Origin of the sequence: Citrobacter sp. RHB21-C05 (assembly GCF_013889015.1) — a bacterium.
Taxonomy (GTDB): domain Bacteria; phylum Pseudomonadota; class Gammaproteobacteria; order Enterobacterales; family Enterobacteriaceae; genus Citrobacter_A; species Citrobacter_A sedlakii.
In genome coordinates, this window is record NZ_CP057611.1 from 4,080,574 (window position 1) to 4,100,930 (window position 20,357).

Below are 20,357 nucleotides of genomic sequence, written 5' to 3' on the forward strand. Positions count from 1 at the left end.
TCCGCTCCTTATCCCCACAGTTGGGCGATGGAACGTTTAAACTGGCGCGCCGCTTCAACCGGAGAGTCGGCATCGCGAATGCTGCGCCCGGCAATAAAGACGTGAACAGGAATCCCTTTGAACAGCGGCAGATCTTCCAGCGCCAGGCCACCGGTCACGGTCACTTTAAAGCCCATATCGGCAAGGCGCTTGATGGCGCTGATATCCGCCTCGCCCCATGCAACGCCCGCCGCCTGCGCGTCACGGCTACGGTGATAAACCACCTGCTGGATGCCCGCATCACGCCACTGCTGCGCCTGCTCCCAGGTCCAGTATCCGGTCAGCTCAATCTGTACGTCGCCGTTAAACTCTTTCGCCACATCCAGCGCGCCTTTCGCAGTGTTGATATCTGCGCAACAGATGACGGTCACCCAGTCGGCGTTGGCTTCAAAGCACATCCGGGACAGGATCTTGCCCGCGTCGGCAATTTTGGCGTCCGCCAGTACGATTTTGTGTGGATAGAGCGCTTTCAGGTCACGCACCGCGCGTACCCCTTCCCCAACGCAGAGAATGGTGCCCACCTCAATAATGTCTACTTCTTCCGCAATCAGGCGGGTGGTCTCGTAGGCGTGAGACAGCGTTTGATTATCCAGCGCAACCTGTAACATGGGTAACTGAGACATATGAAATTCCTCTTAAACAGCCGCCGCGGTGGCGTTATCTATTAAATCAAGCACGTCCTGCTCGTTACGGCAGGCGCGTAAACGGTCAAAATTGGCCTCGTCTTCAAACAGATTCACGATCTGCATGATGCCCACTTCCTGATGGGTATTCGCATCAACGGCGGCCATGGTGATCAGGATATCGACCGGATCGTTATCTTCGTGGTTAAACGCCAGCGGCGTCTTCAGCGTTACCAACGAGAAACCGGTTTTCTTAACGCCCTCTTCCGGTCGGCCATGCGGCATCGCCAGCCCAGGGGCAATCACGAAGTACGGGCCAAACTGCGCTACGCCATCAAGAATGGCCTGGTAGTAGCGCGGCTCGACGACATCAGCGGCCACCAGCAGGTCAACGCCAATCTTCACTGCGTCTTGCCAGGTGCTGGCTTCAGCCTGCAAACGGACAGAATGGTTTTGCGCCAGCGAATCACGTAGTTTCATGACGCCCCCTTACTTCACATCCTGCGGAAAATGTTGTTTGATCACTTCCAGCAGCTTTGGGCCAAAGTCAGCGGGCGATAACATATTGCGAACGCCCACCACATACTTGTTACCTGTCACGCTAATCTCACCGGCGATATGGGTTGAGGCGATGATGATGTCGGCGCCGCCCAGCTCGCTTTTGTACTCGCCGACAGCACAGCTGTTTACCGTGTGGTCGATATTGGATTGGGTTAAAAACTGATCCACTTTCATTTTCATGATCATGGAACTCCCTTGCCCGTTGCCACATACAGCCAGAATACGTACGGTCATAATCCACACTCCTCATTAAGCAGAATGTTCTGCCAGTTGTTTTTCTGCGTCTTCTTCCGCACGTAGCGCGCGTCCGGCGAAGACCATATAAACCAATGCGATAATCAGAATGACGGCCATAAACGCGATGCCGAGGGAGAAGAAGCCCTGCATCATCGGCGGCGCCAGAATCGACCAGTCGGCCATCCCCATCCAGGCGCTCATACCCGTGAGTTTCACGGCCCAGACGCAACCAAAGATTTCGATCATCCCCATCACCAGACAGATCTTCAGCGCCGCGCGCCAGCCGCCAAAGTGGTTGGCAAAGACGCCAATGGTGGCGTTGGAAAAGAACATCGGGATGAAGCCCGGAATGATCAGAATGGACGAACCGCAACCCACCAGAATACCGACCGCGATCAGTTGGCCGATGGTGCCCCACATAAAGCCCCAGACCACCGCGTTAGGCGCAAAGCTGTAAATCGCGGCGCAGTCGATAGCCAGCACGGCGCCGGGAATCAGGCGTTGAGAAATACCGTTGAACGCTTCGGACAGTTCGGCGACGAACATACGCACGCCCTGGGTGATGATGAAAATCGCCACGGCAAATGAGAAGCCGGTTTGCAGGATATACACCGTCCAGTGTGTTTTACCCGCCATCGCCTGCACCGTGTCGATGCCGAAGGAAAGGAGGATCGCGCCAAAGAAAATCGTCATCACGATGGCCGTTGAAACGATGTTGTCGTGGAAGATATTCAGCCAGCCCGGAAGCTTGAGATCTTCAACGCTTTCTTCTTTTTTACCCAGATATGGCGCGACCTTATAAGCGATCCAGGAGGCGAACTGCTGCTGGTGACCGATGGAGAAACCGCAGCCGTCAGTCACTTCCTGAGTCGGCTTGTACATCATGTTGGACGTAATGCCCCAGTACAGGGAGACCAGGATGGCGGTGCAGATAATAGTGGTCCACATCGAATAGCCGAAGATGTAGAGCGACACCGCGATCAGCCCCGCCTGTTGGAACATGATGTGTCCGGTCAGCATGATGGTGCGGATGCCGGTAATACGTCGGAGCAGGACGTAACAAATATTCAGCGCCAGCGCCAGAAGCACGGCATACCCTACCCAACTGTATGCATCGCCCATCCGGTCAATGGTTGCCATCATGGAGGCGTAGGTATCGGAGATCGCGCCGTTGATGCCGTACACTTCAGACATTTTGGCAACAACCGGCTTAAAGGTGCTGGTCAAAATGCCAGACCCCGCCTGCAACAGCATAAAACCAATAATGGTTTTAATGGTGCCTTTAATAATCACGCTGACGCTTTTACGCAGCAGGATATAACCGAGGCACGTCACGATGCCGAGCAGAAGCGGCGCGTTTGTCATTACCTGATTAAAGAAAACGGTAAAGACGTCGTAGAGGATCTCCATAACTCTCTCCAGTAAAAAGGAACACGAGGGGTAATCCCGGTGTGGTTGGTGCCATCACTCTAGTAATCACAAATAATCACCACAAGATTAAATTTGATTATTTGTGACGCATCACGCAAATTATTTCCCCTCTTTTCATAATGGATTTCATGATATAACCAGAAAACAGAATTAATCTTTATTTTTCATGGAATTAATTAAATACACACGCTCAATTACCGGCGTAATCCGTTATTGACCGTGTGATCAATAAGGTAAAACCCCACGTTCCCCCCATTGCAAACCGCTCAAAATGGTGACAACATGAATCACATCAAATCATAAAATGATTACTTTTGATTGAACCCAGGAGTCAAACAATGAGTAAAGTGAATACCATCACCCGTGAATCATGGATCCTGAACACTTTTCCGGAATGGGGAAGCTGGCTGAACGAAGAGATTGAACAAGAACGCGTGGCGCCAGGCACATTTGCAATGTGGTGGCTGGGGTGTACCGGCATCTGGCTGAAATCCGAAGGCGGCACCAATGTGTGCGTGGATTTCTGGTGCGGTACCGGAAAACAAAGCCACGGTAACCCGCTGATGAAGACCGGCCACCAGATGCAGCGTATGGCGGGCGTAAAAAAATTGCAGCCAAACCTGCGCACCACGCCATTTGTGCTGGATCCTTTCGCGATTCGCCAGATCGACGCGGTGCTGGCAACACACGATCATAACGATCACATTGATGTCAATGTGGCGGCAGCGGTGATGCAAAACTGCGCGGACGATGTGCCGTTCATTGGGCCGCAGACCTGCGTGGACCTTTGGATAGGTTGGGGTGTGCCGAAATCGCGCTGTATCGTGGTAAAACCAGGCGATGTGGTTAAAGTAAAAGATATTGAAATACATGCCCTTGACGCGTTTGACCGCACCGCGCTGATCACCCTTCCGGCGGACCAGAAAGCCGCAGGCGTTCTGCCTGACGGCATGGATGCGCGCGCCGTAAACTATCTGTTCAAAACGCCGGGGGGGACGCTGTACCACAGCGGAGATTCCCACTACTCCAACTACTATGCGAAGCACGGCAACGAGCATCAGATCGACGTGGCGCTGGGCTCCTATGGCGAAAACCCACGCGGTATCACCGATAAAATGACCAGCGCAGACATTCTGCGCATGGCGGAATCCCTGAACACGAAAGTCGTGATCCCGTTCCACCATGATATCTGGTCAAATTTCCAGGCCGATCCGCAGGAGATCCGCGTCTTGTGGGAAATGAAAAAAGATCGCCTTAAATACGGTTTTAAGCCGTTCATCTGGCAGGTTGGCGGGAAATTCACCTGGCCTTTGGATAAGGATAACTTTGAATATCACTATCCGCGCGGCTTTGACGACTGCTTCACTATTGAGCCCGATCTGCCGTTTAAATCGTTCCTGTAATCGCGATAATGCCGGGTTTTCCCGGCATTTTTTTCACATTTACTTTAGTATTTTCAGGCTATTTCAAATATCATCTTTTAAAATCATTTTGTATCGGAATAGCTCATGACTGAAGCGCAAAGACATCAAATTTTGCTGGATATGCTGGCACAACTGGGCTTTGTCACCGTGGAAAATGTCGTTGAACGTTTGGGTATCTCCCCTGCAACGGCACGCCGGGATATCAATAAACTTGATGAGAGCGGCAAGCTAAAAAAAGTGCGAAACGGAGCCGAAGCCATCGCCCAGCAGCGCCCACGCTGGACGCCAATGAACCTGCATCAGGCCCAAAACCACGATGAAAAAGTTCGTATCGCGAAAGCCGCCTCCCAGTTGGTCAATCCGGGGGAAAGCGTTGTGATTAACTGCGGCTCCACTGCCTTTTTGTTGGGGCGCGAGATGTGTGGTAAACCTGTGCAGATCATCACCAACTATCTTCCGCTGGCCAATTACCTGATCGATCAGGAGCATGACAGCGTGATCATCATGGGCGGCCAGTACAATAAAACCCAGTCGATCACCCTGAGCCCCCAGGGCAGTGAAAACAGCCTCTATGCCGGACACTGGATGTTCACCAGCGGTAAAGGGCTGACCACGGATGGCCTGTACAAAACGGACATGCTCACCGCTATGGCCGAGCAAAAAATGCTGAGTGTGGTCGGCAAGCTGGTCGTATTGGTCGACAGCAGCAAAGTGGGCGAACGGGCGGGGATGCTGTTCAGTCGCGCAGATCAGATCGATATGCTTATCACCGGCAAACATGCTAACCCTGAAATCCTGAAACAGCTTGAGGCTCAGGGCGTAAGCATTATACGCGTTTAAAGGTGCTGACGAAAAAAAGAGACCGTCGCCGCCAGGGCTTCGGGCGTGATGCGATGGCGCACGCCCGTCTGCCACTCACAGGTCAGATTCCGGTCTCGACCAGCCTGCGCCAGCGCCCGCTGCAAGCGAAACGACTCTTCTGCTGGCACGACATCATCCTCCACTCCATGCCATAACAGCAGCGGCCTGTCGGACACGTGTTCCAGCTGTTGCGAGACATCCCACTTCGCCAGTGGCGCGATAACGCTGTCGAACGTCGCCTGCTGCGCTGGCGTATCCAACGCCGAAGGGGGAAACAGCGTTTTTGCCAGACGGGTGAAGTAACCCGAGCCCATCAGGCTGGCCACGCAGCTGACTTCAGGATGCTGCGTCATGATCCCGAGTGCGGTCATACCGCCCATTGACGCTCCCGCCACGGCAAGCCTGTCATCCTGCAGCCAGTTCTCCTGGAGAATAGCCGCACGTAACGCAGTAAATTCCTGCATGTTTTGCTGCAAAATCTGCCAGAAGCGCGTCATTCGCAACGGTGCGTTACCGCTGAAACGCGCGCCGTGTTCTGCGGCGTCTGGCATAATAACCCTAAAACCGGCCTGAGCCAGCGCGACGGCAAAGTAGCTGTAAACCAGCGCTGACGACGTGAACCCGTGATAGAAAATGATACTCGGTAAAGGTGTATTGATTTTACCGGTTGGGAAAGCGTGCAGCAGGTGATGCTCCGCCAACTGACATGTTTCTATTTCAATCATTTGCGGGTCCTTTTTTGTCCGGTACGCCACAGGGCGATCCATTAAGCAGTGTTAAGTGTTCAACAACGATTCATAATGTTGAGAACTGGATTACGCTTTCACGACATTTTCATTCGAAAATCGCGCGGAAGTTAACATTTCGGGAACATTCCCCCAAAGGGAAATTAAATAGGCACTACACTATGACTATCAGTAAACGAGATAGAGTTATGCGTCGGCTTGTCCCTTTGATGCTGGTTATGTTGTTAACGGGATGCAGCGTACTTGAAGGTAAGCCGCAGCCAGCGCCTCCCGTCGCCGATCATCCGCAGGAAATACGCCGCAATCAAACGCAAGGGTTGCAGCGAATGGGCACCGTCACCTCAATGGTGAGGGGGTCTCCGGATGACGCAATTGATGAGGTTAAAGCCAAAGCCGCCGCCGCGAAAGCCGATTATTACGTTATCGTCATGATCGATGAGACGATCGTGACGGGTCAGTGGTATTCACAGGCCATTTTATATCGTAAATAAAAGATGCTGAAATTTAAGTCAGTTTCACGTTGCTTTACGCCTCTATACGTTTATCTGTGCACAATAAACCGACAGCAGGAAGCTCGAGGTTTATTACGGCGATGGAATGCCCTGCGTCTTGCGGGGAAACGTAAAATGGAGCTGACGATGAACCAATCTCTTGCCTTATCCTCACTGCTGCTTACTGCCGGGCTGATAAGCACGACGGCGCAATCTGCCGAATTTGCCAGCGCGGACTGCGTGACGGGCCTCAATGAAATTGGCCTGATTTCAGTCAGTAATATTTCAGGAAATCCACAGGACGTGGAGCGTATCGTGGCGCTTAAAGCCGATGAACAAGGCGCTTCGTGGTATCGCATTGTGCAGATGTATGAAGAACAGCAGCCTGATAACTGGCGCGTCCAGGCCATCCTTTACGCCTGATTCTGCCCTTCCTGAGCCGGGTCAGCGTTGCGCCACCCGGCTAAGAGATTACCGTACTCCTCCCGTCGCCCTCAGCAGTACTTCATCCTGAACCTGTTCCGATAAGCGTCTTCCTCCACGCGTATCCAGCATCATCTGACACCATGCCTGCGCAACCGGCGGCGACGCGTATCGCAGCATTTGCGAACCGCAGCCGAGCAGATAAATCAGTTGGGTGATGTCACGCCCCTGCGCTTCCACAGGTTTACGTAGCCGCTGTTGCAGTTGGCGAACCGCACGATCAAAATGGCGGTCCTGCCCCCTCACATCAGAAAAGGTTTCGCTCAGTATTTCATCCGCGCCGGTTTGTTTACTGATGACCCGCAGAACGTCGAGACACATTACGTTTCCTGAACCTTCCCAGATGCTGTTAACCGGCATTTCGCGGTATAGCCGCGGCAGTTCGCTATCTTCGCAATACCCTACGCCACCGAGGACTTCCATCGCTTCGGCCACAAACGGGATACCGCTTTTACAAACCGCGAATTTAGCGGCAGGGGTAAACAGACGGGCCAGCAGTTGCTCTTTTGCTTCGCTCCGGCGTTCCCACGCGCGAGCCAGACGGAACAACAGCGCGGTTTGCCCCTCAAGCTGTAGCGCCATCCGGCTGAGTACCTGACGCATCATAGGCTGTTCAATCAGCGGCTTGCCAAAAACCTGACGCTGGTGCGCGTGGTAAATCGCCACTGAGAAAGCGCGGCGCATCAACCCATGGCTACCGAGCGCGCAATCAAAGCGCGTCATGCCGCCCATCTTCAGGATATGGCGAACGCCTTCGCCCTCTTCACCCAGCAGCCAGCCAAGGGCATCCTGAAACTCCACTTCGCAACTGGCATTGGAGCGATTACCCAGTTTGTCTTTGAGACGTTCGAGCCGCACAGCATTGCGCTTTCCGTCGGGCAAAAAACGCGGTACGAAGAAACAGGATAGCCCCCCAACCGTCTGGGCCAGCACCAGATGGGCATCGCTTTGCGGGACGGAGAAAAACCATTTGTGCCCCACCAGCCGGTACGATCCGTCTTCCAGTCGCTCCGCGCGGGTGGTATTGCTCAGCACATCGCTCCCGCCCTGTTTCTCCGTCATTCCCATACCAATGAGCAGGCCGCGTTTTTGCCCGCCAGGCAAAAGATGTGAGTCGTAGCGATCGCTCACTAACGGTGTCAACCAGTCAGAAAAGGGGGGCGGGAGCATCTGCTGTATAAGTGGCGTGGCGGCAAAGGTCATGGTTATCGGGCATAGCGTCCCGGCTTCCACCTGCGCATGCAGGACAAAGCGCGCAGCGCGGGCGACAAACGATCCGGCGCGCGCCTCCTCCTCCCAGGGCAGGTTGTGCACGCGGTTGGTACATAGCCCCTGCATCAGCAGATGCCAGGCGGGATGAAAACGCACATCGTCCAGACGCTGCCCCTGCGGGTCATAGCGCAATAATTCCGGCGGCCAGCTGTTCGCCAGCCGTCCCAGCTCCAGAGACTCGGCGGTGCCAAGCTGTTGTCCGATGCTGGCGAGCAGTTCACCGTCCCAGCCAGCCCCTTCCCGGACAACTGCTTCGCACAGCGCGCCGTCAGACAAGAAAAGATTGCTGTTATTCAACGGTATCGGTTGGTTAAAAACGGTATGCGTTTGCCAGTGCATTGTGTCTCCCTCCTTCAATGGCCGGACAATAAGTATGGTCGCTGCCGGTTGAATGACGACGGAGAGAGATCACAAAAGTGGGATCACCCCGAGATGTAGTGAGGTATGAATCGTGACGTATCTTTGGTGATCAGGGTGTTATCTTCACGGATCCCCATACCGCAGGCTTCATCATCTACGATCCAACTACCGACCAGCGTATAGCTGTCGCCGAAGCGTGGTAGCGGCTGAAACGCCTGATAGATCATGGGTTCGTCGGCATAATCACCATCGGCATGCTCCATTACCTGCTGATGGCCGTCAAAGATCGTCACGTTCCCCCCCTCACGGGAGAAAATCGGCTTGCGCACACAGCTTGCCCCCGCCTGGATACAGGGCTTTTCCCCGTCAAACCAGGCCGGAAGCAAATTGGGATGCTGCGGGAAGAGGCGCCACAGCAGTGGCATTAACCCCTTGTTGCTGAGGATACTTTTCCATAAAGGTTCAATCCATTGTTCTCGTCGCTTGCGTAACAACGGCCCGTTATCGTCCCGCATCATCCATTCCAGCGGATAGAGCTTAAAGGCGCGCTGAATCACGTTATCGTTGAGATCGGTTAACACGCCGCCAACACCAAGCCCCAGCTCTTCGAGATAAAGAAACCGCGTCTCCTGGCCCGCCTGCTCCGCACAGTCCTGTAAATAAAGCACCGTGGTGCGATCTTCATCGCTGTCTTCACAGCAGCAAAAATAAAATGGTTCCGGACGATAAAGCTCCGCAAACCGCGAAATCAAGCGCTCCTGTATCGCGTTGTACTGATCGGCATCACGGGGAATCGCGCCGCTTCGGCGGGCATCCTCCAGCCACAGCCACTGGAAATACGCCGCCTCGTATAATGACGTTGGCGTGTCTGCGTTGTATTCAAGCAGCTTAATCGGCGCATTACCGCACCAGACAAAATCCATACGTCCGTATAGCGTAGGATCCTTGCTGCGCCAGCTTTCAGCAATCGCATCCCAGTAAAGCGGCGGGATCGCCAGTTGCTCAAGAATATGCTCATCTTTTATCGCGCGATCGACGATTTCCAGGCACATCTGATGCAATTCTGCCGTCGGCTTTTCGATCTGTTCTTCAATTTGCCGAAGCGTGAAGCGGTAAGCCCGGCTTTCATCCCAGTAGATTTCGTCATCAATGATATGAAAATCGAAACCGTGATCGCAGGCGATCTGATTCAGATCCCGGCGAACCGGCACATCATGTCGCAGCATGGTTAGCCCCCCCAGCTGCCACGGGCGCTGGACGAGCGTCCGTAACCTCCACGAGACACCGTTGATACCTTTTTCGTGCTGTAGCTATGGCTGGTCGCAGAGTCTGTTTTTCGTGAGCCTGTACGCCAGGCGTAGTCGCCAGACGTCGTACGCCAGACGGGACGAGAAACGTAGGATGACCCATTGCTGCTATAAACATACGCCTCATCACGATCTTTACGGAGCGCACGGCTGAGCAAAAAGCCAGAAATGACAGGCACCCAGCTCTGGTCGATAATATCCTGATAACAGTTGCCGAACTGGGTTTCGCAGTCGCTCTTGCTCATCCTTTTTGGCAAGGTGTTATAAAATTCGGTTTTCGCGTTATTCCAGGCATCAACGCAAACGCTAATATTATTGCCATCATCAATGCAGTTCTGCACCGTTTCGTAAAAAACGCCGTCACCATCGTTGTCGACATCGTCACTGTCACTGCACCCTTTCAAGGCGAAAAAAGCCGCGCCGCCCATGATCGCCAGCGTCAGCACTTTGCCACTGTACCGGCTGCGTTTAGGCTCGAAAGTGTTTACCGGACGGTCGATCCGGGTAATCGCTGCATGACCTAAGCCTGTTTTACGTTTTTTGTTTCCTGTTTTTTTAGCCATGATCGTCCATTACCACGTCATGCAAGCCGCATTGAAAATACCGCCCGCCAGTGCGGAGGTGCCCATAAATAGTCCCGCCGCCGTATTATGCTGAATGATTTTCTCGCTCAGCGTCGGCATATACAGCCTGACGCTAGCGTAGATGATGAGCTGAATGACCAGCGCAATGCCTCCCCAGGCAAAATAATCCGGAATGCTAACGGCGTTTATTGCCGCGCTGGATAACGGAATAACATATCCCAGCAGCGTACCGCTGAAGGCCAGCGAGGCTGCGGTGTTATTAGTTTTTATCAATCGCCATTCATTGTGTGGCGTAATTTTGGAGTAGATAAAAAGGAAAAGGATAACCATCGCCGCGCCAATAAAAAAATAGGCGCAGAAGGCCAATAATGAATCCAGAATGTGCATCACATGCTTCCCTGTAATTAACCAATAATATTCAATGAAGTCAGGGGAATATCAACGCCCAGCGCGCGTGAAAAGACCCACTCGGGCTCTCCGCGCTCGTCAAATGTCTCCTCCCCGTTCAGCAGCAAGTATTCCCAGGTGTCGTCAGTGATCTGACGCTGGTAGCCCATCGAGAAATTGTGGATATCCCATTTTGCCTGCTGTTGATTCTCCACTTTTTCCAGCATAAAGATCGGCGCGATGTTTCCCGGCTCCTCGCGGTTAAAAAATCGCTGCCAGCGCTGCGCCTGCCAGGTCAACGTCGGCGTACCAATGGCCACTGGACTGATGGCCGCACGCCAGTGCGCTTCCTGGCTTATGCCGTCACAGGTCTGGTAAACGAACAGTTTGATGTCGTCGATATCCTCGACGCCCGTGCCTCCGGTGGTGTTTATCTGTAAGAATTCATCTCCGGAGGTGTAATAACGGAAAATTTGACTGCCTCCCCCCAGATCGATATGGCTGACAGCCGCAACGGTATATTCTTCACCGGGCAGTTCCACCAAGAGCGACGCCTCCAGTAGGCGGAACGCCAGCGTATCCAGCGTAAACCCGGCATTGAGGTGCAGTCCTAACGGTCCACGAACCGGCGCCTGTGGGGCAGACCTTCTCCACAGCCGTTGAAAGAACGACGTCATCTCGCTTCTCCTATCTCTTGCCAGGCGACATCGTCCGCCAGGATGCGGCTGTTGCCGACCAGGTGTAACCACATGCCACCGCGGACTTCGGTTGAAATCACCGGGTTTAGCTCCATGCCGCGACCGTTCTTGCAATGGCTGATACCGAGCACCGTCGCGTCATGATGAAGTTTCATATAGCGCATCAGCGCGCCATAGCGGAAAGGCGTAACCGCTTGCGGCACAGGCAGGGCAAAGCCGGTGTCGCCGAGCATGGGATTCATAATGGAAGCCACCGACTGTGAGGAACCAGGATCCTGGATCGAACGGGACAGCTGCTCCGCGGAGAGATTGCGCACAATTTCTATTTGCGGACAGTGTGTTTCAAGCAGTCCGGCGTAACGTTCATCTTCCAGATACACCACGATATGGCTGTGCGGCGGAACAAAGCCCGCCAGCGATAGCGCAGCGGTAAAGGTCTGCTCGTCTGTTCTGGCATAAATGATTACGCTCTGGCAGTGGCTCAGCCCCATCCGCTGATGTTCCTGTGGGTCGTTAATATTACTGACGCGCAGAAAATCCACCCAGCGGTTGCCTGACAGCGGGTGTTGCATCTCGTCCCACTCGCACAGCAAAACCCGTTCAAAGGCGCGTCGGGTATCGTAAAGCAGAAGCGAGATCATCTTCTCCGTCTGATGGCCCCGCCAACCAATCACCAGCATATGTTTACGCAGATGTCGAAAATCGCCCATCCCGGTTAATCCTTTCGCTAACGTTCCTTGTACCTGCGCAATGACCTTTCCCATCAGCGCACCAAATAAGCCAACGCTTACCGGGATTTGCCAGAGGCCGGTAAACAAACGTCCTCCGGCGGTCTGCGGGCTTAAGTCACCAAAACCCAGCGTAGACCCCACCACCGAACAGTAGTAGATGAAGTCGCTCAGGCGACCGACCAGCGCCGTTTCACCCAGCAGGGTCAGAACCAGATAACAAATCAGGTACTGACTGATAAACAAACCCAATAACGCAGGCCAGGTCACCCGGGAAAGGTGCCGCTGGCAGGCCCTGACAAGCCAGGTGAACAGCATTACTCACCTTTTTGCTGTTGCAGGCGCGCTAACACATCCTGAGCTGAACTTTTATTGCTGCCGCCGATGCCCACTTCAGCCAGCCGCTCGTCCAGATCGCGCCCATCCGCCACTTTTTCCAACTGCGCCGCCGCGTCCAGCCGTGCCTGACGTTCTGCCTGGCGCGTCTGGATGCGCTTGAGTGATTCTGCCGCTGTAGAGACGTTGGAGGAGGCGCCTACAGTAGAGGTGGTGACCGCCTGCTGCGCGCGCTGCATCGCCTCCGTCGCCTTTACGACTTCCAACTGCTGCTCAAATTGTGAAATGCGCTGACCGGTGGCTGTTACGGCTCTCTCTACGCCGTCCCGCGACGCTTCAAGGTTAGCAAGTACTTGCTCTTCTGCCGTAATGAGGTTTTCCAGGCGCGCTATTTCTTCTGCGACCTCATTGATTAACGCGGCGTCGACCTTTTTATTCAGCGCTTCCAGCGCCCGCTTCTCGAGGCTGGCTTTACGCTCGCGCAAATCATAAAGTTTGTCGTTGCTGAGTTTCACCCGGGCGAGCAGTTCGACACGCGACTGATTCGCTTTATTAAGTTCAGTTTTAGCGTCGCGAATATGCTGCTCCAGCATTCTTACGCCCTGCGCTTCTTCAATTGAAGCTTCCGCCTGGGAGATCATTGATTTACCCAGCGTAAATAAACTTTTTAAAATACCCATCATTTTCTCCCTGATGATTACTGCGCGTACTCTTCCGTGACTTCTGCGAGATCTAACGCATTTTCGACCAGCGTGGTAATTTCAAGAACAACATCGCTCAACGAGGAATATAGCGATAGCGCGCCAAACACCACGTAGTACTCTTCATTTTGAATGCCCGAAATGCCAACCGATGAGAGCGGCAACATTTTCTGGTGACGGAGCAGGAAAAGATTAAATTCAGGCTGATTATGAATCGCCGTCACCGGACACACACGTGTTTCAATAATTATCTGCCGTGAGGTAAATAATACCGAGAGCAGCAGGTCGCCATAATCATTCATTTTAATGATTAAGGCATTTTCATTATTTGTGATTTCTATATTTAAAGCGGCATTATTCTGTAGCGCATCAGCAAGCGCCAGCGGAGTCCATGGCATATAACATTTCCCATTGAGTCATAATCCATTTTAGTCGGTTATAGTAATCGCAATAAATAAAAAAAAGCCATCCGAAAACGGATGGCTTTTACTTAAAAAGAGATTTAGCTGCGCTGACGCACAGCTTCGAAAAGGCAAATCCCAGTCGCCACGGAGACGTTCAGCGATGACACGCTGCCTGCCATTGGAATGCTGATAAGTTCGTCGCAGTGCTCACGGGTCAGACGGCGCATACCTTCACCTTCCGCGCCCATCACCAACGCCATGCGGCCGGTCATTTTGCTCTGGTAAAGCGTATGGTCGGCCTCACCTGCCGTTCCCACAATCCAGATGTTCTCTTCCTGCAGCATACGCATGGTACGCGCCAGGTTAGTGACGCGGATTAACGGAACGCTTTCGGCAGCGCCACAGGCGACTTTTTTCGCCGTCGCGTTCAGTTGCGCCGAGCGATCCTTCGGCACAATCACCGCATGTACGCCAGCGGCGTCTGCGCTACGCAGACAGGCGCCGAGGTTGTGCGGATCGGTGACGCCGTCAAGGATCAGCAGGAACGGTTGATCGTGTGAAGCGATCAAATCCGGCAGATCGTTCTCCTGATACTGACGCCCCGGCTTCACCCGGGCGATGATCCCCTGATGTACCGCACCCTCGCTTTTTTCATCCAGAAACTGGCGGTTCGCCACCTGGATGACCACGCCCTGCGCTTCCAGCGCGTGGATCAGCGGCAACAGACGCTTATCTTCACGACCTTTAAGAATAAAGACATCCTGAAAACGCTCAGGAGCACGCTCAAGCAGGGCCTGCACCGCATGGATGCCGTAAATCATTTCACTCATGAAAGTACTCATTAAGGTTGTTTTCGCCGGGTCAGGTTAGCGGCCCGGCGGCAGTTTTTCGCAATTATTCGGCGGCGTTTTTCTTCGCCGCGCGTTTAGCTTTAGTAGCGGCGGCGATTTTCAGCGTTTTTGCCGAAGGCTTTTTCGCTTTTTTATCGCCTTTTTTCGCCGTTGACGGCCTGGCCTTCGTCTTCTTCTCACCGCGGAATGCGCTGTCTGGCTCAAAGTTCACTTTTTTGCCGACCTGCCGACGACGGCTGGTTTTTTTCCCGGCATCGCCTTTCTTCGCTTTCTCACGCGCTGTCTTGCCAACGTTGCGCGGCGCGCGTTCGCTGGAGATCAGGCTAAAGTCGATCTTACGCTCATCCATATTGACCGCTTCGACGCGCACTTCCACGCGATCGCCCAGACGGTAAGTCTGGCCGCTGGATTCGCCGGTCAGACGCTGCCCGACCTGATCGTAACGATAGTAGTCGTTTTCAAGCGAGGAGACGTGTACCAGACCATCAATAAACAGTTCATCCAGACGCACAAAGAAGCCAAAGCCGGTGACGCTGGCAATCACGCCTTTAAAGACGTTACCCACCTGATCGAGCATAAAGTCGCATTTCAGCCAGTCGGCCACGTCGCGCGTCGCTTCGTCGGCGCGGCGTTCAGCCATCGAACAATGCTGGCCCAACTGGAGCATCTCTTCCATCGAATAATGGTAGCCGCCGGTTTCGGTGGTGTTACCTTTATGCCCCTGCTCTTTCGCCAACAGATATTTAATGGCGCGGTGCAGCGAGAGATCCGGATAACGGCGGATCGGCGAGGTAAAGTGGGCATAAGATTGCAGCGCCAGACCAAAGTGACCACGGTTTTCCGGATCGTAGATCGCCTGTTTCATTGAACGCAGCAGCATGGTTTGCAGCATTTCCGCGTCCGGACGATCGGCAACGGATTCCAGCAGTTCCGCATAGTCGCGCGGTTCAGGTTTGTTTCCGCCCGGCAGTTCGAGTCCCAACTCCGCCAACACGGAACGGAAAGAGGTGATCGCCTCTGTGGTTGGCTTGTCGTGGATGCGGAACAGCGCAGGCTCTTTGGCTTTCTCAACGAACCGCGCCGCAGAGATGTTCGCCAGAATCATGCACTCTTCAATCAGCTTATGGGCGTCGTTACGCTGGGTTTGCTCGATTCGTTCAATACGACGTTCAGCGTTAAAAATAAACTTCGCTTCTTCGCTTTCAAACGAGATACCGCCACGTTCTTCACGCGCTTTCTCCAACACCTTGTACAGATTGTGCAGTTCTTCGATATGCTTCACCAACGGTGCGTACTGCTCGCGAAGGTCCTGATCGCCTTGCAGCATATGCCAGACCTTGGTGTAGGTCAGACGCGCATGAGAGCTCATCACCGCTTCGTAGAATTTGTAACCGGTCAGACGGCCTTTATTCGAGATGGTCATTTCGCAGACCATGCACAGGCGGTCCACCTGCGGGTTCAAAGAACACAGGCCGTTGGAAAGCACTTCCGGCAGCATTGGCACAACCTGCGACGGGAAGTAAACGGAGGTGCCGCGGTTGCGCGCTTCCTGGTCGAGCGGCGTTGGCGGACGCACGTAATAGCTCACGTCGGCAATCGCCACCCACAAACGCCAGCCGCCGCCGCGCTTCTTCTCGCAATAAACCGCATCATCAAAATCGCGGGCATCTTCGCCATCAATGGTCACCAGCGGCAGAGAACGCAGGTCAACGCGCCCTGCTTTCGCCGCTTCCGGAACCTCTTCTTTCAGCCCGGCAACCTGCTTTTCGACTGCCTGTGGCCAGATATAGGGGATTTCATGGGTGCGCAGCGCCATATCAACCGCCATGCCGGTGCCCATGTTGTCGCCCAGCACTTCGACGATTTTACCCACCGCTTTGGTGCGACGCGTCGGACGCTGAGTGAGTTCAACCACCACCACAAAGCCCATGCGCGCGCCCATGATCTCTTCCGGCGGAATAAGGATGTCAAAACTCAGGCGGCTGTCGTCAGGGACGACAAAACCCACGCCCGCTTCGGTAAAGTAGCGGCCCACAATTTGGCTGGTTTTCGGCACCAGCACGCGCACGATACGCGCTTCACGGCGGCCTTTACGATCCGCGCCCAGCGGCTGCGCCAGCACCTGATCGCCATGAATGCAGGTTTTCATCTGCTCGCTGGAGAGGTACAGATCGTCTTTACGCCCTTCGACGCGCAGAAAGCCGTAACCATCACGGTGGCCGATAACGGTACCTTTCAACAGGTCAAGACGTTCCGGCAGCGCATAGCACTGGCGGCGGGTGAAGACCAACTGGCCGTCACGCTCCATTGCGCGAAGGCGACGACGCAGGGCTTCCTGCTGCTCTTCGCCTTCAATATTCAGTTCTGCGGCCAGCTCGTCACGGTTGGCCGGTTTTTCACGTTTTGTTAAGTGTTCGAGGATAAATTCCCGGCTCGGGATAGGGTTCGCGTACTTTTCAGCTTCGCGTTCCTGGAAAGGATCTTGTGACATTGAGGTTCCTCCATTGTCAGCTCCGGTGGAGATTTTCGTCACTCCACCAGCAATAATTTATAAAGCGGTTGATTTTCTTCAACCAAATCGGCAAGCGTGTAGTTGTCCAGTTCCGTCAGAAAACATTGCACGGCCTTAGAAAGCGCCTGTTTGAGTCGACAGGCAGGGGTGATATGGCAAAACTCGCTGCTACAGTTCACCAGCGACAACGGTTCGAGTTCACGCACGACGTCGCCGATACGGATAGTATTCGCGGCTTTGCCCAGGCGTATCCCGCCGTTTTTTCCCCGGATAGCAGTAATGAAGCCCGCCCGGCTAAGTTGATTGATTATTTTGACCATATGATTACGGGACACGCCGTAGACTTCTGTCACCTCAGAAATACTGGTCATGCGTCCTTCCGGTAGCGACGCCATATAGATTAGCGCACGTAATCCGTAATCGGTGAAACTCGTTAACTGCACATCAACCTCAAGGAAAAGGGGAAAACGGGATACAACTCATTTATTGATGATAAACCAGCCACTCGCCAGGTCGCTAATTTATTTCAGTTTGGGAAGGAAAAAAGCGAGGATATTGCAATGTACATAGCCGGATGGCGGCGAAAATGCCTTATCCGGCTTACAAGGCCCGGTCAGCAAAGCGCTACCGGGCATTATACCTTAATTATGCGTCGTACGGGTCACGCAGAATCATGGTCTCAGTACGGTCCGGGCCGGTAGAGATGATATCAATCGGCACACCGGTCAGTTCTTCAATACGCTTAATGTAATTGAGCGCCGCCTGCGGCAGACCGCTACGTTCTTTCACGCCAAAGGTGGATTCAGACCAACCCGGCATGGTTTCGTAGATCGGCTCGATACCTTCCCAGTCGTCAGCCGCCAGCGGCGTCGTCGTCACTTCACGGCCATCCGGCATACGGTAAGCAACGCAGATTTTCACTTCTTTCAAACCGTCCAGTACGTCCAGTTTGGTCAGGCAGAAGCCGGACAGTGAGTTGATCTGCACCGCACGGCGCACGGCGACGGAGTCCAGCCAGCCGGTACGACGGCGACGTCCGGTGGTGGCGCCATATTCGTTACCCTGCTTGCAGAGGAACTCGCCGGTTTCATCAAACAGCTCAGTCGGGAACGGACCCGCCCCCACGCGCGTGGAGTAAGCTTTGATGATACCCAGAACGTAATCCACATAACGTGGGCCCAGGCCAGAGCCGGTCGCCACGCCACCCGCGGTGGTGTTAGAGGACGTTACGTACGGATAAGTACCGTGGTCGATATCCAGCAGCGTACCCTGCGCGCCTTCGAACATGACGAAATCGCCACGCTTGCGCGCCTGGTCCAGCAGATCGGAAACATCGACAACCATAGAGGTCAGGATGTCGGCAATCGCCATCACATCATCCAGCACTTTCTGGTAGTCAACGGCTTCGACTTTGTAGAAGTTCACCAGCTGGAAGTTGTGATATTCCATCACTTCTTTCAGTTTTTCAGCGAAGGTAGCTTTGTCGAACAGGTCGCCGACGCGCAGACCGCGACGAGCCACTTTGTCTTCATAAGCCGGTCCGATACCACGACCGGTCGTCCCGATCGCTTTCGCGCCACGCGCTTTCTCACGCGCAATATCCAGCGCTACGTGGTAATCGAGGATCAGCGGACACGCTTCAGACAGGAGCAGACGCTCACGGACAGGGATGCCACGGTCTTCCAGACCTTTCATCTCTTTCATCAGCGCAGCAGGAGACAGAACAACACCGTTACCGATGATGCTGGTTACGTTCTCACGAAGAATGCCTGATGGAATAAGATGGAGGACGGTTTTTTCACCGTTGATTACGAGAGTATGGCCTGCGTTGTGTCCACCCTGGTAGCGCACAACATATTTAGCCCGTTCAGTCAGAAGATCGACGATCTTTCCTTTACCTTCGTCACCCCATTGGGTGCCCAGTACGACGACGTTGTTACCCATTTTTCAAAATCACCGTTTGCTTAAAAATGGATTCTACCATCGCTTTTTCAGATATACAGCACTTTTTGCATGCAAAAATCAGCTAAATTCGCCGCTTTTTTGATCAGCCAATCGTTTTCCTCAACATGTAGTAGACCACAACGCCCGCAACCACAAGTCCGCCGCCAAAACGACGTAACGTATTTTCCGGCAGTTGCGTCATTGCGGAAATCATCTTCTTCCACGCGCGCGGATAGAGCATCGGGCCTAAACCTTCCAGCACCAACACCAGGGCAAGCGCCAGCCAGATTGTTTCGTTCATTTCTGCTCCTTATAAAAGAAAACCACCGCTTCCGGAGAGAGCGGTGGTTTGAAAACTCAAACGCGTTGAGTTTATCGCGTTGCGGTATTCGGTGTCTTCATGTAGCGGAAGAAATCGCTGTCCGGGCTCATGACCATGACGTCCTGATTTCCTTCGAAGCTCTTCTCGTAAGCGCGCAGGCTACGAATAAAGGCATAGAAGTCAGGATCCTGGCTGAACGCGTCGGCAAACAATTTCGCCGCTTCGGCGTCGCCTTCACCGCGCAGGATACGCCCCTGACGCTCAGCTTCCGCCAGCGTTTTGGTCACTTCGTAGTCGGCAGCCGCGCGCAATTTTTCCGCTTCTTCCTGACCCTGTGAACGATGACGACGGGCGACCGCTTCACGCTCAGCGCGCATACGGTTGTAGATCGCTTCGGACACTTCGGTCGGCAGGTTGATCTGCTTGATACGCACGTCCACCACTTCGATACCTAACGCAGCCATACTGTTCGGGTTGATCACCGGCACATTGCCGTTGGTTTCAGCCTGAACGCGCTCTGCGGCTTCAGCAATGGCGTTATCCGCCGCTGGCGTCGCCACTTCGTCTTCCGTTCCCGCAGAACCGGAGTTCAGCGCGTCACGGACTTCCAGAGTCAGACGACCACGGGAATCGGTCACGATGTCTTTCACATCCAGACGACCAATCTCAGAACGCAGACGGTCAGAGAACTTACGTTTCAACAGCACTTCCGCCTGCGACACATCGCCGCCGCCCGTTGCCAGGAAGTAACGGCTGAAGTCGCTGATACGCCATTTGATGTATGAGTCGACGATCAGGTCTTTTTTCTCTTTCGTGACGAAACGATCGGCCTGGTTATCCATCGTCTGGATACGCGCATCCAGCATTTTCACCGACTGAATAAACGGCACCTTGAAGTGCAGCCCCGGTTCATAGATCAACGGTTTCTTATCGTCATCACGCACGACGCTGCTGAACTGGAACTTAATGCCACGCTCGCCTTCTTTCACTACAAAGACTGAGGTATAGAGCACTACCAGCACGATGATGACAATCGCAATAACTGACTTACGCAT

General features: G+C 53.8%; 23 protein-coding genes. 4 read left to right on the plus strand and 19 right to left on the minus strand.

Annotated elements, in window-relative coordinates:
- Nucleotides 1-8: 8 nt before the first annotated feature.
- From ulaD to ulaA, 4 genes are read right to left on the minus strand one after another with little or no spacing between them, the layout of a single operon-like run.
- Entirely contained in the window at nt 9-662 is a 654-nt protein-coding gene (gene ulaD, locus HVX72_RS19405; RefSeq protein WP_120714914.1) for a 3-keto-L-gulonate-6-phosphate decarboxylase UlaD, read from the minus strand.
- A gap of 12 nt (nt 663-674) precedes the next feature.
- Nucleotides 675-1,142, minus strand: coding sequence for a PTS ascorbate transporter subunit IIA (gene ulaC / locus HVX72_RS19410; RefSeq protein WP_181822124.1), 468 nt, complete (start codon nt 1,140-1,142; stop codon nt 675-677).
- Between the two features lie 9 nt (nt 1,143-1,151).
- Nucleotides 1,152-1,457, minus strand: coding sequence for a PTS ascorbate transporter subunit IIB (gene ulaB / locus HVX72_RS19415; protein ID WP_042289546.1), 306 nt, complete (start codon nt 1,455-1,457; stop codon nt 1,152-1,154).
- Between the two features lie 15 nt (nt 1,458-1,472).
- Nucleotides 1,473-2,870: a PTS ascorbate transporter subunit IIC gene (ulaA, locus tag HVX72_RS19420; protein ID WP_060570933.1), complete on the minus strand. Its 1,398-nt coding sequence runs from the start codon at nt 2,868-2,870 to the stop codon at nt 1,473-1,475.
- Between the two features lie 359 nt (nt 2,871-3,229).
- Between ulaA and ulaG the strand changes: the two genes are divergently transcribed.
- Together ulaG and ulaR are read left to right on the plus strand one after the other, a co-directional pair.
- Nucleotides 3,230-4,294 (plus strand): L-ascorbate 6-phosphate lactonase, encoded by a 1,065-nt coding sequence (gene ulaG, locus HVX72_RS19425; protein ID WP_181822125.1) that lies wholly within the window; start codon nt 3,230-3,232, stop codon nt 4,292-4,294.
- 105 nt (nt 4,295-4,399) lie between these two features.
- Complete coding sequence (gene ulaR / locus HVX72_RS19430; RefSeq protein ID WP_042289553.1) at nt 4,400-5,155, plus strand: HTH-type transcriptional regulator UlaR; 756 nt, start codon at nt 4,400-4,402, stop codon at nt 5,153-5,155.
- Here the strand turns inward: ulaR and yjfP are convergent.
- The gene (gene yjfP, locus HVX72_RS19435; protein ID WP_181822126.1) at nt 5,152-5,901 is read right to left on the minus strand and encodes an esterase; all 750 of its coding nucleotides are present in this window, start codon (nt 5,899-5,901) and stop codon (nt 5,152-5,154) included. The two genes, ulaR and yjfP, sit on opposite strands and share 4 nt — an antisense overlap.
- Nucleotides 5,902-6,083: 182 nt before the next feature.
- Here yjfP and bsmA point away from each other — a divergent pair, with 182 nt between their 5' ends.
- Nucleotides 6,084-6,413 (plus strand): biofilm peroxide resistance protein BsmA, encoded by a 330-nt coding sequence (gene bsmA, locus HVX72_RS19440; protein ID WP_181822127.1) that lies wholly within the window; start codon nt 6,084-6,086, stop codon nt 6,411-6,413.
- Nucleotides 6,414-6,560: 147 nt separating this feature from the next.
- A complete protein-coding gene (yjfN, locus tag HVX72_RS19445) occupies nt 6,561-6,836 on the plus strand; it encodes a DUF1471 family protease activator YjfN (protein WP_072197155.1) in 276 nt (91 codons plus the stop codon).
- 48 nt (nt 6,837-6,884) lie between these two features.
- Here the strand turns inward: yjfN and HVX72_RS19450 are convergent, their stop codons facing one another.
- The 14 genes from HVX72_RS19450 to hflC form a co-directional block, all read right to left on the minus strand.
- Nucleotides 6,885-8,507, minus strand: coding sequence for an isovaleryl-CoA dehydrogenase (locus tag HVX72_RS19450; protein WP_181822128.1), 1,623 nt, complete (start codon nt 8,505-8,507; stop codon nt 6,885-6,887).
- A gap of 83 nt (nt 8,508-8,590) precedes the next feature.
- Nucleotides 8,591-9,754: a glutathionylspermidine synthase family protein gene (locus HVX72_RS19455; protein WP_181822129.1), complete on the minus strand. Its 1,164-nt coding sequence runs from the start codon at nt 9,752-9,754 to the stop codon at nt 8,591-8,593.
- 2 nt (nt 9,755-9,756) lie between these two features.
- A complete protein-coding gene (locus HVX72_RS19460) occupies nt 9,757-10,398 on the minus strand; it encodes a DUF1190 domain-containing protein (RefSeq protein WP_181822130.1) in 642 nt (213 codons plus the stop codon).
- Between the two features lie 9 nt (nt 10,399-10,407).
- Complete coding sequence (locus HVX72_RS19465) at nt 10,408-10,806, minus strand: DUF350 domain-containing protein (RefSeq protein ID WP_042289568.1); 399 nt, start codon at nt 10,804-10,806, stop codon at nt 10,408-10,410.
- Between the two features lie 17 nt (nt 10,807-10,823).
- On the minus strand, nt 10,824-11,507 hold the full coding sequence (locus HVX72_RS19470) for a YjfK family protein (RefSeq protein WP_181823299.1): 684 nt from the start codon (nt 11,505-11,507) through the stop codon (nt 10,824-10,826).
- Nucleotides 11,480-12,550 (minus strand): potassium channel family protein, encoded by a 1,071-nt coding sequence (locus tag HVX72_RS19475; protein ID WP_042289572.1) that lies wholly within the window; start codon nt 12,548-12,550, stop codon nt 11,480-11,482. The genes HVX72_RS19470 and HVX72_RS19475 overlap by 28 nt, the downstream gene beginning before the upstream one ends.
- On the minus strand, nt 12,550-13,248 hold the full coding sequence (locus HVX72_RS19480) for a PspA/IM30 family protein (protein ID WP_181823298.1): 699 nt from the start codon (nt 13,246-13,248) through the stop codon (nt 12,550-12,552). Before HVX72_RS19480 ends, HVX72_RS19475 begins: the two co-directional genes overlap by 1 nt.
- Before the next feature lie 17 nt (nt 13,249-13,265).
- Nucleotides 13,266-13,667: a DUF2170 family protein gene (locus tag HVX72_RS19485; protein ID WP_181822131.1), complete on the minus strand. Its 402-nt coding sequence runs from the start codon at nt 13,665-13,667 to the stop codon at nt 13,266-13,268.
- 104 nt (nt 13,668-13,771) lie between these two features.
- Nucleotides 13,772-14,503, minus strand: a complete 732-nt coding sequence (gene rlmB / locus HVX72_RS19490) for a 23S rRNA (guanosine(2251)-2'-O)-methyltransferase RlmB (RefSeq protein WP_042289578.1) — start codon at nt 14,501-14,503, stop codon at nt 13,772-13,774.
- A 64-nt stretch (nt 14,504-14,567) separates the two neighbouring features.
- Nucleotides 14,568-17,015, minus strand: coding sequence for a ribonuclease R (rnr, locus tag HVX72_RS19495; RefSeq protein ID WP_042289581.1), 2,448 nt, complete (start codon nt 17,013-17,015; stop codon nt 14,568-14,570).
- Nucleotides 17,016-17,053: 38 nt separating this feature from the next.
- The gene (gene nsrR / locus HVX72_RS19500) at nt 17,054-17,479 is read right to left on the minus strand and encodes a nitric oxide-sensing transcriptional repressor NsrR (RefSeq protein WP_042289582.1); all 426 of its coding nucleotides are present in this window, start codon (nt 17,477-17,479) and stop codon (nt 17,054-17,056) included.
- A gap of 202 nt (nt 17,480-17,681) precedes the next feature.
- Nucleotides 17,682-18,980 (minus strand): adenylosuccinate synthase, encoded by a 1,299-nt coding sequence (gene purA / locus HVX72_RS19505; protein WP_181822132.1) that lies wholly within the window; start codon nt 18,978-18,980, stop codon nt 17,682-17,684.
- Between the two features lie 103 nt (nt 18,981-19,083).
- On the minus strand, nt 19,084-19,281 hold the full coding sequence (locus HVX72_RS19510; protein ID WP_042289588.1) for a DUF2065 domain-containing protein: 198 nt from the start codon (nt 19,279-19,281) through the stop codon (nt 19,084-19,086).
- A 71-nt stretch (nt 19,282-19,352) separates the two neighbouring features.
- The gene (gene hflC, locus HVX72_RS19515) at nt 19,353-20,357 is read right to left on the minus strand and encodes a protease modulator HflC (protein WP_042289590.1); all 1,005 of its coding nucleotides are present in this window, start codon (nt 20,355-20,357) and stop codon (nt 19,353-19,355) included.

What these genes read in the sequence shown, in the direction of transcription:
- ulaD (WP_120714914.1), bottom strand. Translation starts at nt 662, where the DNA reads ATGTCTCAGTTACCCATGTTACAGGTTGCGCTGGATAATCAAACGCTG.
- ulaC (WP_181822124.1), bottom strand. Translation starts at nt 1,142, where the DNA reads ATGAAACTACGTGATTCGCTGGCGCAAAACCATTCTGTCCGTTTGCAG.
- ulaB (WP_042289546.1), bottom strand. Translation starts at nt 1,457, where the DNA reads ATGACCGTACGTATTCTGGCTGTATGTGGCAACGGGCAAGGGAGTTCC.
- ulaA (WP_060570933.1), bottom strand. Translation starts at nt 2,870, where the DNA reads ATGGAGATCCTCTACGACGTCTTTACCGTTTTCTTTAATCAGGTAATG.
- ulaG (WP_181822125.1), top strand. Translation starts at nt 3,230, where the DNA reads ATGAGTAAAGTGAATACCATCACCCGTGAATCATGGATCCTGAACACT.
- ulaR (WP_042289553.1), top strand. Translation starts at nt 4,400, where the DNA reads ATGACTGAAGCGCAAAGACATCAAATTTTGCTGGATATGCTGGCACAA.
- yjfP (WP_181822126.1), bottom strand. Translation starts at nt 5,901, where the DNA reads ATGATTGAAATAGAAACATGTCAGTTGGCGGAGCATCACCTGCTGCAC.
- bsmA (WP_181822127.1), top strand. Translation starts at nt 6,084, where the DNA reads ATGACTATCAGTAAACGAGATAGAGTTATGCGTCGGCTTGTCCCTTTG.
- yjfN (WP_072197155.1), top strand. Translation starts at nt 6,561, where the DNA reads ATGAACCAATCTCTTGCCTTATCCTCACTGCTGCTTACTGCCGGGCTG.
- HVX72_RS19450 (WP_181822128.1), bottom strand. Translation starts at nt 8,507, where the DNA reads ATGCACTGGCAAACGCATACCGTTTTTAACCAACCGATACCGTTGAAT.
- HVX72_RS19455 (WP_181822129.1), bottom strand. Translation starts at nt 9,754, where the DNA reads ATGCTGCGACATGATGTGCCGGTTCGCCGGGATCTGAATCAGATCGCC.
- HVX72_RS19460 (WP_181822130.1), bottom strand. Translation starts at nt 10,398, where the DNA reads ATGGCTAAAAAAACAGGAAACAAAAAACGTAAAACAGGCTTAGGTCAT.
- HVX72_RS19465 (WP_042289568.1), bottom strand. Translation starts at nt 10,806, where the DNA reads ATGCACATTCTGGATTCATTATTGGCCTTCTGCGCCTATTTTTTTATT.
- HVX72_RS19475 (WP_042289572.1), bottom strand. Translation starts at nt 12,550, where the DNA reads ATGCTGTTCACCTGGCTTGTCAGGGCCTGCCAGCGGCACCTTTCCCGG.
- HVX72_RS19480 (WP_181823298.1), bottom strand. Translation starts at nt 13,248, where the DNA reads ATGGGTATTTTAAAAAGTTTATTTACGCTGGGTAAATCAATGATCTCC.
- HVX72_RS19485 (WP_181822131.1), bottom strand. Translation starts at nt 13,667, where the DNA reads ATGCCATGGACTCCGCTGGCGCTTGCTGATGCGCTACAGAATAATGCC.
- rlmB (WP_042289578.1), bottom strand. Translation starts at nt 14,503, where the DNA reads ATGAGTGAAATGATTTACGGCATCCATGCGGTGCAGGCCCTGCTTGAG.
- rnr (WP_042289581.1), bottom strand. Translation starts at nt 17,015, where the DNA reads ATGTCACAAGATCCTTTCCAGGAACGCGAAGCTGAAAAGTACGCGAAC.
- purA (WP_181822132.1), bottom strand. Translation starts at nt 18,980, where the DNA reads ATGGGTAACAACGTCGTCGTACTGGGCACCCAATGGGGTGACGAAGGT.
- HVX72_RS19510 (WP_042289588.1), bottom strand. Translation starts at nt 19,281, where the DNA reads ATGAACGAAACAATCTGGCTGGCGCTTGCCCTGGTGTTGGTGCTGGAA.
- hflC (WP_042289590.1), bottom strand. Translation starts at nt 20,357, where the DNA reads ATGCGTAAGTCAGTTATTGCGATTGTCATCATCGTGCTGGTAGTGCTC.